Raw genomic sequence first — 12,518 nt, 5'->3', positions numbered from 1 at the left:
AATCCATTACCTACATTTGATTGAAAGCAGTTCAAGTCGTTTTGAAGTGCTTAAAATTTGATTAAGACGCAGCGCGAATCATGTTTCGGGCAATAATCATTTGTTGAATTTGGGTCGTGCCTTCATAAAGACGGAACAAACGGACATCGCGATAAAAACGTTCAATCGCATACTCACTGATATAGCCAGCGCCGCCGTGAATTTGTACGCAGCGATCAGCGACACGGCCACACATTTCGGTTGCAAACATTTTTGCGCAGGAAGCTTCAGTGCTAACGTTTTTTCCTGCATCACGTAGGCGAGCAGCATCTAAGACCATGCATTTGGCTGCATAAATTTCAGCTTTTGAGTCAGCTAGCATGGCTTGAATGAGTTGAAATTCCGCAATCGGTTGTCCAAATTGCTTACGTTCGATGGCGTAATTTAAAGAATCATCTAGCATTCGGGTTGCTGCTCCAACACTCAAAGCCGCAATATGCAAACGGCCTTTATCGAGTACTTTCATGGCAGTCTTAAAACCAACACCTTCAACACCACCAATCAATGCAGAAGCAGGGATGCGACAATTTTCAAAAATGACGTCACAGGTATGTGCACCTTTTTGTCCCATCTTTTTATCGCGTTTGCCAAGAAAAATCCCCAGAGTTTGGCTATCGACAATAAAAGCAGAAATACCACCAGCACCTTTAATATCAAAGTTTGTACGTGCCATGACTGTGAATACGCCAGCGTGAGGAGCATTGGTAATAAAACGTTTGGTGCCATTTAAAATATAAAAGTCACCCTCTTTTACTGCACTGGTTTTTAAAGAGGCCGCATCAGAACCTGCATCTGGTTCGGTTAAGCAAAAAGAACTGATCACTTCACCACGTGCTAAACGTGGCAAGAAAAATGATTTTTGTGCTTCGGTTCCGTCAATAATCAGGCCACTTGAGCCAATGCCATTATTGGTTCCAATTAGAGAGCGAAAAGCAGGAGAGGTACGACCTAATTCAAAAGCCACATAGACTTCTTCTTCCATTGTCAGTCCAAGACCCTCGTATTCTTCAGGGATAGTTAAGCCAAATAAGCCCAGCGCTTTCATTTGCTCAACAATATCTTGAGGAATTTCATCTGTTTCAGCGACTTCATTCTCATGAGGAATTAATACACCTTCAACAAATTGTCGAATCATATCAACAAGTTGATCTAAGGTTTCCTGATCTCGAATCATAGTCTCGTCCTTTTACTACATGCAAAAACTTCAATGTGATGTTCGTAAAATCACCAATATTTGAAGCGATAGTAATCAAAGGATGAATGCAAAACAACATATTTTGAAAATTAATTTCGCAATGCGGTACTTTGTTATTGATTTATCTTTAGCTAATTTATTGATTTATTTAAGCTATATTTTCTTATAAAAAATCATTATTTTTAGTGGAAAATTAAAGTTTGATTTTTAAAAAGAGGTATGTATATTAAAAGTATATATCGCTATGCGAAATTTTAAATGGATAAGTTTTCCTATAGGAAATAAGTCACAAAATATAGTGGGATGAAGATGGGTGCTTTAAATGGAATTCGGGTGCTTGACTTAAGTCGGGTATTGGCTGGGCCTTGGTGTGGACAGATTCTTGCCGATTTGGGTGCAGATGTAATCAAAATTGAAAGACCGAAAGTTGGTGATGATACCCGTTCTTGGGGGCCACCTTGGATGAAAGATGACTCAGGCCAAGACACTCAAGAAGCTGCTTATTATCAGTCTACTAACCGCAATAAACTGTCTGTTGCTATCGATATTGCGAGTCCTGATGGCCAAGAATTGATTAAAGCCCTTATTCAAGACACCGATGTCGTGATTGAAAACTACAAAGCGGGTTCTTTGAAAAAATACGGTTTGGACTATGAGTCTTTATCTGAGATTAACCCTAAACTGGTGTATTGCTCAATTACAGGTTTTGGTCAAAATGGCCCAAGAGCAGAAGAGCCCGGTTATGATTTTATTATTCAGGGCATGGGCGGACTCATGTCGGTTACGGGTGAGAGAGATGATTTGCCAGGTGGCGGTCCACAAAAAGTAGGGGTCGCATTTTCTGATTTAGCTACAGGACTTTACTCTACGATTGCTATACAGGCTGCTTTACTCAACCGTCATTTGACAGGTTTAGGCCAATACATTGATATGGCTTTGCTTGATGTCCAAATTGCCACAATGGCAAATCAGGGAATGAACTATCTTTCATCAGGAAATATCCCTAAACGTTATGGCAACGCACATGCCAATATTGTGCCTTATCAAGTGTTCAAAGCTTCTGACCGTGATTTCATTATTGCATGTGGAAATGACACTCAGTTTATTCAACTCTGTAGAAGTATAGGTTTACCTGATTTACCAAATGATGTGCGTTTTACCCGAAATGCAGACCGCATTAAGCATCGTGATGAAATTATTGAAATTTTATCAAATCACTTTTTAACAAAAACAGCTGATGAATGGGTAGATGCAATCTATGCGGCTAAAGTTCCCGTCGGTGTTATTAATAACTTGGAACAAGCTTTTCAAGAGCCGCAAGTGATTGCTCGAGAAATGTTAGTCGAGATGAACCATCCCCAACGTGAAAAGCTGAAGGTGATTGGGTCGCCAATCAAACTTTCTAGAACACCCGTAGAGTACAAAACAGCACCGCCGCTGCTGGGTGAGCATACGCAGGTCGTTTTGGGCCGAGTGGTTTCTTCAGACAAGTTAGTCGAGCTTAAAGAAAAGGGCGTAATTGGATAAGTGGCTTAAAAGCGGAAGGTTAAAATTATATTTAAAATCAGAAAATAAAATATTTAATCTTTCGCTTTAATGAGTTATATGAAGTTATTTTTTTGGTGCAGACTCGGATGTTTGCTCTTTTGCTATTTATAGAAAAAATAGATTATAATTTTCGCAGTGCGAAACAAAATATGGATTGGTATGACAATGAATGATGCAGTTGATGCAGAACAAACAGAAAAATTATTAGCACCTTTACGGCATGAATTATTACATCCGATTGAAGATATGCAGGATGAAAATGATCGCCAATTTATTACTGCATTGGCCCGTGGTTTAGAGCTATTACGTTGTTTTACGCCTAAGCATCAACATTTGGGCAACCAAGAGCTTGCTCAGATGACAGGTTTGCCAAAACCAACCATTACTCGCCTTACACATACCTTGTCACGTTTGGGTTATATCAAACAAGTACCAAATTCAAGCAAATTCCAGCTTTCAGTGGGTGTTCTTGCGTTTGGTTATTCGATGTTATCTAACGTGTCGATTCGCTCTATCGCTCATCCATATATGAAAAATTTGGCAGACTATGCTGGCGCTGCTGTTGCAATGGCAACACGCGATCGACTGAATATGATTTATCTTGATGTGGTACAAGGTAAAGGCAATATGACTATGCGTCGTCAAGTTGGAACTTATTTACCTATTCATTTAAGTTCGATGGGACGTGCCTGTTTAGCTGCAATGCCTGAAGATGAACGAGAGTTTTTACTTGATGCCATTCGTAGCAAGCACAAAGAAGACTGGATCAAAATTAATCGTGATCTAGACAAAGCTTTCAAAGATTACCAAGATTTTGGATATTGTTTTTCAATCGGTGAATGGCATAAAGATGTCAATTCAGTTGCAGTTCCACTTATTCATGAGCAACATGGTTTACTGGTGTTTAACTGTGGCGGTCCAAGCTTTATTATGAACCGTGAAAAACTCGAAGAAGATATTGCACCGCGTCTTTTACATATGGTGAATAATATTCGTACCGAGATTAGCTAAACGCATCTGATTTACTTATAAGAGCCAGCTTTTTTTTCAAGGCTGGCTTTTTAGTAGGTGTATTTAGACTGTTTGCTTGTGAAAGTTCGGTTTTCTTTTTTCTTTGAAAGCGTTTAATGCTTCTTTAAACTCGGAACCTTGTAAACAATCCGAGAAGATAGTTGACTCATGGTCAATACGATTTAATAAATCATCGATTGGCATATCTCTTAGCAACTTTTTACTCAGTTGTAAGGCTTGGCTTGGTTTGTGAGCGAGTTTGATTGCTATATCTTCAACTACCTGATCCAGCTCAGTTACTTCAAATATTTCATTTACCAGACCATAAATTTTTGCTTGGTCTGCCGAAAATTTTTCACCTAATAAAATAATCTCCGAAGCGCGAGCAAAGCCCAATAATCTAGGCAAGATGTAACTTGAACCTGCTTCAGGTACAAGTCCTAAGTTCACAAAGGGAAACTGAAAAATAGAGTTTTGGCTTGAATATACAAGGTCACAATGTAAAAGCATGGTGCTACCAATACCAATTGCTACACCATTAACTTTGGCAATAATCGGTTTTGGAAAGGTTGCTAAGCTTTTTAAAAAAACAATGGAAGAGGGTGGTTCGGAACTGGTTGTATCGCGTGTTTCGAATGCGTTGACATCATTGCCACTGGTAAATGAAGAACCTTCACCAGCAAGCACAACGACATGAACATCTTGATTTGTTGCAGCTTGATCTAATGCCCGACTTAGGGCTGAATACATTTCATAGTTAATCGCATTCTTTTTGCTAGGGTTGCTCATGGTAAGCGTTAGTATATGTTTATCTAAACACTCTTGAATTGTGCCTGTTTTTAGCTCATTTTGAGTTTTATTGTCCTGCTGCATTATTCATCCCTTTAAATAACTTTTCGTTTAAAATTTAAACTTATTAAAATGATGCTATCGAAAAATAATTCCGTTATCAATTATTTTGTTTTATATTGTGGTATAAAATTTTGTATTGTGAAATTTTAACATTAAGTCAATTAAATGACGACAGGATTTATGCGTAAATAAGCATCTAGCTCTGCTAAGGAAATGAGAAGCTAGCTATAGAACAGTGAGTGGAAAGAGTATGAAGACCAAAATTACAGAATTATTTGAAATCGAGCACCCCATTATTCAAGGTGGTATGCATTATGTTGGTTTTGCAGAGCTTGCGGCTGCGGTTTCAAATGCGGGTGGGTTAGGCATTATTACTGGCTTAACTCAGCGTACACCTGAAAATCTGGCAAAAGAAATTGCACGTTGCCGAGAAATGACCGACAAGCCTTTTGGGGTAAATTTAACCTTTTTGCCTACTGTGAATACCCCTGATTATCCGGGTTTTGTAGAAGCAATCATTAAAGGCGGGGTAAAGGTTGTAGAAACAGCGGGGCGTAATCCTGAACAAGTCATGCCATATTTAAAGGCTGCTGGCATTAAAGTAATTCACAAATGTACTTCGGTTCGACATAGCTTAAAAGCACAGCAAATTGGGTGCGATGCAGTTTCTGTAGATGGATTTGAGTGTGGTGGACACCCTGGTGAGGATGACGTGCCAAATATGATTTTATTACCTTTAGCTGCCGATGCATTAGAAATTCCATTTGTTGCCTCAGGTGGTATGGCAGATGGACGCTCACTCGCTGCTGCTTTAGCGATGGGAGCCGATGGAATTAATATGGGAACGCGCTTTATTGCAACTCGGGAAGCTCCTGTACATGCAAATGTGAAACAGGCGATATTGAATGCAACCGAACTAGATACGCGTTTAATTATGCGGGCTTTACGAAACACAGAACGTGTCATGAATAATGCGGCCGTAGAAAAAATCGTGGCAAAAGAAAAAGCGCTTGGTGAGAGCATTAAATTTGAAGATATTATTGAAGAAGTTGCTGGTGTTTATCCAAAAGTCATGATTGATGGTGATGTCAATGCTGGCGCATGGTCATGCGGTTTAGTTGCAAGTTTGATTCATGATATTCCGACATGTGATGAACTGGTTAGTCGAATTGTTAAAGATGCAGAAGATATTATTCGTGGCAGATTATTAGGGCTTTTATAGGATTTATCCTAGCCCTAAAATTAGCTATTAGCGTGATTTATTAAGATCAGCACAAGTTTGAACTGTGCTGTTTTTTTGCATCCCTCACACAATAATAAAGACATAAAATGGCAAAAATTAAGCCTAAAATACAGACACCGGTCCATCCAAAATGTTTCCAAGCGTAGCTTCCTGCTGTTGTGCCTAAAGCACCGCCAGCAAAGTAACCTGTCATATAAATCGCGTTAAACCGTGAGCGTAATTCTTGATTAAGTTTAAATACAATACTTTGGTTGGTGACATGTACAGCAGAAAGAGAAGCGTAGAGAATGAGTAAGGCAATAATGTAAAAAGCGAAATGGTAGGGTAAAAGTGAAAATAGTATCCAACTTAAAATTAGTCCGATGCCGCAATAAATCGAAATTTTATGAATATAACCTTGGTCAATAAATTTACCTGAAAAATTGGCAACGAAAGTTCCTAACACACCCACAAAACTAAAAAGCCCGATGGTAAAGTCACTAAAAAAATAGGGTGCTGGAGCCAGAAGCAACGACATGGTTGTAAAGGTTAAACTCACACAAGCAAATGTAAAACCACCAATATAAGTTCTGGTTCTTAAACGCCGATTTTGAATAAAAATCTTTGGTAAAGAGCGAATAGTTTTTACATAGTTTTCAGATTTTGTTGGTGGAAATAACCCGATATTACGATGCAAAATAAAGGCAATAACAAGTAATAGAAAACCACTGACCAGATAAATAATATTCCATGCAAAAAGAGTAGACATCAGCCCTGAAAGGGAACGAGCGAGTAAAACACCCATCATCAATCCGCTCAGTAAAAAGCCAACCACACGGCCGCTTTGTTGAATCGGAACCAGACTTGCAGCAAGAGGTAATAACAGTTGGGCTGAACTAGAAAATAGACCAGTAATGACGGTGCCAAGCAGTAAAAGATAAATATTGTGCGAAAAACCGCTAATAATTAATCCGCTTGAAGCCAATAACATAAAAACAAAGAGTAGCTTGCGCTTTTCTATTATGTCCCCTAATGGCATTAAGAAAAGTAAGCCACATGCGTAGGTGATTTGGGCTAGAGTCGGCACCCACGCTGTAGTCGTTTCAGTTAAATTTAGGCTTACACTAATTGAATGAATGAGTGGCTGACTAAAATAATTTCCACCTGTACAAATGCCTGCTGCAATTGCCATTAAAATAATGGTTGGGGTATAGAGTGCGTTTTTCATCATGCCTATAGTCATAATGAAAGAGGAACTTTAATCAACACAACCATGACTCTTTTAAGTATGGTTATTAGTGCGTTTCATTCAAAGCATCTTGAATATTGTGCACCATGTGGATTAAACGTGGTCCAATTTCACCTTCAAGTTTTTCTGGATTTAAATGAAAACTTGGTGCACCACAGTTAAAAACATAAAGACCATGTTTGGAGCTGACCAGAGGTACAGCCACCGAGTTCACTTCTTTATGCCATTCGCCTAAAGACAAACAATATCCATAATCTTGGTAATCACGGAAAGCTCGTTCTAAAGAGCGTTTTATGGCTGGCCAGTTTTCGGGGTTCTTTTGTTTCAGTGCATCGAGGAGAAAGTTGCGCTCACGTTCAGGAGTTGCAGCCAAACAAGCTCGACCCATTGAACTACTATGAAGTGGTAAGGTTGATCCAATTGGACGGCGCATATTTAATGCAGTTTCAATTTGCACAACATCGATATACACCATATTTAATCGGTCACGCGTTGCCATCGCCACAGGGGCCTGAACATACTGACTCAACTCTTCCATATATTGATGAGCAATATTACGAATCGAGATATTAGATAATGCTGCATATCCTAAAGATAAAACACCAATGTCTAATGTGTATTTGGTTGAATTAGGCAATTGTTTTAAATAGCCTAATGACACAAGGGTATTGGTAATACGTGCAATGGTCGGTTTAGGTAAACCCGTCATTTTTGCTAATTCTTGGTTACCAAGCACCTGATTATTTGCAGAAAAGCATCTTAAAAGTTCTAAACCGCGCGCTAAAGAAGCAATAAATTGCGGGTTGTTTTCCCGATGTATATGCGAAATAGGATCTAAACGTATCTCATCAAAATTTATTGGTTTTTCAGTTTCCGTGTTTTGAGACATTCGATCCTCAAATATAATTAAAGCAAAATAGTTTTGCCATTATATTTCGCTATGCAAAATAAATCCATTCATCACTGCACTGTTGTGATGAATGGATATCTGGATCAATGGTTATGAAACATTTTCAATCACCATCGCAAGACCTTGACCTACACCAATACATAGGCTCACCACTGCATATTTCTTTTTACGGCGAATTAACTCACGAGCTACTGTTAAGCTAAGACGAGCACCAGATGCACCAAGTGGATGACCAACCGCAATCGCACCACCGTTTGGATTTACACGAGGGTCATTAAAATCAACATTTAAACCTTTTAAGCAAGATAAAACCTGTGAAGCAAAAGCTTCATTAATTTCGATAATATCCATGTCATCTAAAGTAAGTCCCGCGCGCGCAACTGCTTTTTTAATGGCTTCGATCGGGCCTGCACCCATAATGCGTGGCTCAATACCGGCTGCTGCTGCTGACAAGATTTTTGCCATTGGTTTTAGGCCATATTTTTGACCTGCTGCTTCTGAACCAATCAAGAGGGCTGCTGCACCATCATTAATGCCTGATGCATTACCAGCAGTGACCACGCCACCTTCAAAGAGTGGTTTTAACTTTGTGAGTGCTTCAACAGTTGAGCTTGGGCGAGGGTGTCCATCTTCAGAAACGAGTTTAGGTGGCAATTTTTTGCCTTGGAAAACCTCAATTGGGGTAATTTCATCGGCAAAGAAACCTTCTTCTTTGGCTTTCTGATATTTGGCTTGTGATTGAGCTGCAAATAAGTCTGCTTGCTCACGGCTAATACCAAAATCGGCTGCGACGTTATCACCTGTTTCAGGCATTGAATGACCGCCGTACTGAGCAATAATTTTTTTATTTGGAAAACGAGAGCCAATGGTGGTGTCATAAATTTTTGCATCACGGCTATAAGCACTTTCCGCTTTACCCATTACAAAGGGAGCACGTGACATACTTTCTACACCACCTGCGATATAGAGTTCGCCTTCACCACAAGTAATAGCACGTGCTGAGTCAATCACAGCACCTAAACCACTAGCACATAAGCGGTTTACTGTCTGGCCCGGCACAGTGACTGGTAATCCCGCAAGTAATAGAGCATTCCTCGCCACATTACGACTGTCTTCACCTGCTTGATTGGTATCACCTAAAATCACATCTTCAATATCAGCACCCGGAACACCAGTTTTTTCTAGTAGTTTTTGAATGACAGTTGCGGCTAAATCATCAGGGCGAATTGAGGCAAGTTCACCTGCATGACGGCCAAATGGGCTACGTAAACCATCATAGATATATGCATTTAACATTGAGAAATTCCTTTTCAAGACTCGTGAGTAAAAGTAAGAGGTAAATGAAGTGCGACACGACGCTGTAACCACGGGCTAGGGCGGTAACGTGGGTCATGCGTAAGCGCTGTTATACGGTTCAGAATGAGTAAGATTTTTTGGCTGCCGACTTGATCGCCCCATTCAATTGGGCCAAATGGATAGCCTAAGCCTAGACGTACAGCGGCATTAATATCATCTACAGTGGCAACATTTTGCTGGGCAATATCACAGCCTAAATTAATGACCATTGCTAAAACGCGCTGCGCAACAAAGCCAATACTTTCATTAATCATACTCACCAGATTTCCATCTAAATTGAAAATAGAGTGAGCAGCCTGACGATATTCAGGTTTGGTAATGAGTGAAGGCATTAAGGTTCGATGCTTTGCAATGCCATAAAGCATGTCTATAGCAACAGCTTGTTCAGGGTTAATCCCTAGACGGGTAGTCGCTTGAGTTGTATCTTCACCATAACAAGCAAGTAAACATAAGCTATCTGTTTGTGGTTCCAGATGAGTGTCTAAGGCAATATTTTGCTGAGTTAAATAATCTTCAAGCAGTTTTTTATCGTCTAAAAAATCTGCCGCAATCCAAACTTTTGGATATTGCGCTAAACGCTCTACAAACTGAGCAGGTTGTTCACCTGTTTTTGAACCGGTTTCATAATTATAAAAACCTTGATTGACTTTACGTCCAAGTTGTTTGGCATCAAGCATTTGCTTGGTTAACGGGTTTGGTTTGTAGCGGGCTTCTTCATAGTACTGATGATAAATCGACTCCATGACCGGATGAGAAACATCAAGACCAGTTAAATCGAGTAATTCAAAAGGACCCATTCTAAAACCAACGCCGTCACGTAAAATTCGGTCAATTTCACTAATGTCACAAACGTTTTCATTTAAAATTTTGAGCGCTTCGGTTCCATAAGCCCGACCCGCATGATTAATAATAAATCCAGGGGTGTCTTTTGCCACAACAGGGCGATGACCAAATGCGCGAGACAGATCATTTAAGGCATCAATAATAAGTGGGTCAGTTTTTAAACCACGAATGACTTCGACCACTTTCATGAGTGGAACTGGATTAAAGAAGTGATAACCCACAACACGTTCAGGTTTTTTGCAGTTTGCAGCAATCGCTGTAATAGACAGAGAAGAGGTGTTCGAGGCTAAAATTGCATTTTCTGAAACGACGTCTTCAAGCTGCTGCATTAAGCTCTGTTTGATATCTAGACGTTCAACAATTGCTTCTACAATCAGATCGCAATTTTTTAAATCTTCAATTTGATGAGCAACAACTAAATGGCTATTTGCCTGAGCTGCTTGCTCAAGTGTAATTTTATTTTTGTCGACTAACTTTTGAAATGTGGCAGCTAGTTTTTCTTTGGCCTGTTCTGCTGCACCTGCTTTGGCATCATATAAATAAGTGGTATGACCTGACTGTGCAGCAATTTGAGCAATGCCACTGCCCATAATACCGACACCAATCACAGCCATGCTTTTAATATCATAAGTCATGTCGATCATCCTGATGATTAATCTATATTTGAAATTAAACGGAAAAATAGGGTTTGGTGATTTAGCTTAAGCATTGTTTATCACCATCAATTGGTAAGATTTGACCGGAAATAGAGCGGCCACTGTCTGATGCTAAAAATAGGCATAAATCTGCAATATGCTTTGGATTGACAAAATATTTGAGCGACTGATTTTTCAGTGCATTTTGGGTCACATCTTCAAGTGAGGTATGAGCTACATCGGCACGGGCCTGTAATACACGTTGAACTCGATCACCATCTACCGCACCTGGAAGAATAGCGTTAACCCGAATGTTATCTGCACCAAGTTCCATAGAGAGCGTTTTGGTAAAACCAATCAGCCCCCATTTTGAGGTGGAATAGGCTAATCTGTATGGATAGCCTAAGCGTCCAGCAATAGAAGACATATTAATAATCACACCTGCCTGTGCTTTCTTTAAAAAGGGGATGGTTAACTGGGTAATTAAAAAAGTGCTATTCAGGTTTAAATTAATGACCGTATTCCAATCTTCAAAACTTAGCTCATCTGCTGCAACGGTCGGGCCTGAAATGCCTGTGTTATTGACTAAAATATCAATAACGCCAAGTTTCTGAACTGCTTGGCTAAACATCAGCTTAATTTGTTTATGATCAGCTAAATCGCACGTATGTATATGCAGCTTTGGATAATCTTTCTGAAACTGTTCTAGGCTTTTAGCATTAATATCACAAACGAAAACTTCATCATGATTGTTTAAAAATGCTTCGGCAATGCATCGTCCAATCCCTGAACCACCTGCACTAATCAATACTTTTCTGGTCATATTCATTCCTTTGTTATTATGGTTTTGAGTTATTTACCTTGATAAGACGGTTTACGTTTTTCAATAAAAGCTTGAACGCCTTCATTTTTATCTTCGGTAGAAAACAGTAACTGGAATGCTTTTCGTTCTAGCGTTAAGCCTGCATTTAATGGAACATCTTCGCTCATTAAGGCAACTTCTTTAATTTGTTGCAGGGCAATAGGAGGCATTTTTGCGAGGCTTTGCGCCATTTGAATCGCAGTTGGAATCGTTTGGTCATCTTCTGTGACTTGTGAAACAAGACCAATGATATAAGCTTCTTCGGCTTTCACCATGGCACCTGTCATAATCATGCGCATGGCATGAAATTTACCGATAGCACGGAACAAACGTTGTGTACCACCAGCACCCGGCATTAAACCGACTTTAATTTCCGGTTGACCAAAGGTTGCACCTTTACCAGCAATAATAATATCGGCATGCATTGCAAGTTCACAGCCACCACCCAGTGCATAACCATTTACAGCAGCAATGACTGGTTTAGGGCATTGAGCAATCGCGTTCCAATAACGTTCTGTATGACGCAATAGCATTTCTGTGGAGGTTGCTGTTGCCATTTCCTTTAAATCTGCACCTGCGGCAAAGACTTCTTCGCCACCTGTGAGCACAACTGCATTGATCTCATCGTTAAAACTTAATTCAGTAAAAGCTTGTGCTAGTTGTTTGCGAACCTCTGTATTCAGTGCATTTTTTGCTTCAGGTCGATTTATTTTTACAATTGCTATTTTTTGAATAGAAAAGTCGACTTCTACGAAATTATTCCCTATTGATACACTCATTTTTGAATTCCTTGTTT

General features: G+C 39.6%; 11 protein-coding genes. 3 read left to right on the top strand and 8 right to left on the bottom strand.

Going from position 1 to position 12,518, the window contains the following annotated elements; genetic code table 11:
* Window positions 1-61: 61 nt before the first annotated feature.
* Window positions 62-1,213 carry an acyl-CoA dehydrogenase family protein gene (locus MMY79_RS12015; RefSeq protein WP_252608795.1) on the bottom strand — a complete coding sequence of 384 codons (1,152 nt, stop codon included), beginning with the start codon at window positions 1,211-1,213 and terminating at the stop codon, window positions 62-64.
* Between the two features lie 330 nt (window positions 1,214-1,543).
* On the opposite strand from MMY79_RS12015, the gene MMY79_RS12010 reads away from it, so the two are divergent.
* Together MMY79_RS12010 and MMY79_RS12005 are read left to right on the top strand one after the other, a co-directional pair.
* Entirely contained in the window at window positions 1,544-2,761 is a 1,218-nt protein-coding gene (locus MMY79_RS12010; RefSeq protein WP_252608792.1) for a CaiB/BaiF CoA-transferase family protein, read from the top strand.
* A 186-nt stretch (window positions 2,762-2,947) separates the two neighbouring features.
* Window positions 2,948-3,793: an IclR family transcriptional regulator gene (locus MMY79_RS12005; RefSeq protein WP_000996082.1), complete on the top strand. Its 846-nt coding sequence runs from the start codon at window positions 2,948-2,950 to the stop codon at window positions 3,791-3,793.
* A gap of 63 nt (window positions 3,794-3,856) precedes the next feature.
* Here the strand turns inward: MMY79_RS12005 and MMY79_RS12000 are convergent, their stop codons facing one another.
* Window positions 3,857-4,666 carry an enoyl-CoA hydratase gene (locus tag MMY79_RS12000; RefSeq protein WP_252608791.1) on the bottom strand — a complete coding sequence of 270 codons (810 nt, stop codon included), beginning with the start codon at window positions 4,664-4,666 and terminating at the stop codon, window positions 3,857-3,859.
* 229 nt (window positions 4,667-4,895) lie between these two features.
* On the opposite strand from MMY79_RS12000, the gene MMY79_RS11995 reads away from it, so the two are divergent.
* Complete coding sequence (locus tag MMY79_RS11995) at window positions 4,896-5,867, top strand: nitronate monooxygenase family protein (protein WP_252608789.1); 972 nt, start codon at window positions 4,896-4,898, stop codon at window positions 5,865-5,867.
* 46 nt (window positions 5,868-5,913) lie between these two features.
* Here the strand turns inward: MMY79_RS11995 and MMY79_RS11990 are convergent, their stop codons facing one another.
* The 6 genes from MMY79_RS11990 to MMY79_RS11965 all read right to left on the bottom strand — a co-directional run bounded on the left by MMY79_RS11990 (window position 5,914) and on the right by MMY79_RS11965 (window position 12,501).
* Window positions 5,914-7,098, bottom strand: a complete 1,185-nt coding sequence (locus MMY79_RS11990; protein WP_252608787.1) for an MFS transporter — start codon at window positions 7,096-7,098, stop codon at window positions 5,914-5,916.
* A gap of 64 nt (window positions 7,099-7,162) precedes the next feature.
* Window positions 7,163-8,005: an IclR family transcriptional regulator gene (locus MMY79_RS11985; RefSeq protein WP_009391028.1), complete on the bottom strand. Its 843-nt coding sequence runs from the start codon at window positions 8,003-8,005 to the stop codon at window positions 7,163-7,165.
* A 111-nt stretch (window positions 8,006-8,116) separates the two neighbouring features.
* The gene (locus MMY79_RS11980) at window positions 8,117-9,322 is read right to left on the bottom strand and encodes a 3-oxoadipyl-CoA thiolase (RefSeq protein WP_252608785.1); all 1,206 of its coding nucleotides are present in this window, start codon (window positions 9,320-9,322) and stop codon (window positions 8,117-8,119) included.
* A gap of 14 nt (window positions 9,323-9,336) precedes the next feature.
* Window positions 9,337-10,860 (bottom strand): 3-hydroxyacyl-CoA dehydrogenase, encoded by a 1,524-nt coding sequence (locus MMY79_RS11975; RefSeq protein ID WP_252608783.1) that lies wholly within the window; start codon window positions 10,858-10,860, stop codon window positions 9,337-9,339.
* A 61-nt stretch (window positions 10,861-10,921) separates the two neighbouring features.
* Window positions 10,922-11,683 (bottom strand): SDR family oxidoreductase, encoded by a 762-nt coding sequence (locus MMY79_RS11970; protein ID WP_252608781.1) that lies wholly within the window; start codon window positions 11,681-11,683, stop codon window positions 10,922-10,924.
* Between the two features lie 29 nt (window positions 11,684-11,712).
* On the bottom strand, window positions 11,713-12,501 hold the full coding sequence (locus tag MMY79_RS11965; protein ID WP_252608778.1) for an enoyl-CoA hydratase: 789 nt from the start codon (window positions 12,499-12,501) through the stop codon (window positions 11,713-11,715).
* Window positions 12,502-12,518: the final 17 nt, after the last annotated feature.

The organism is Acinetobacter sp. XS-4 (assembly GCF_023920705.1).
In the GTDB taxonomy this organism is placed as follows: Bacteria; Pseudomonadota; Gammaproteobacteria; order Pseudomonadales; family Moraxellaceae; genus Acinetobacter.
The sequence above is the reverse complement of the archived record's forward strand: the minus strand, read 5'-3'. Positions and strand labels throughout refer to the sequence as shown.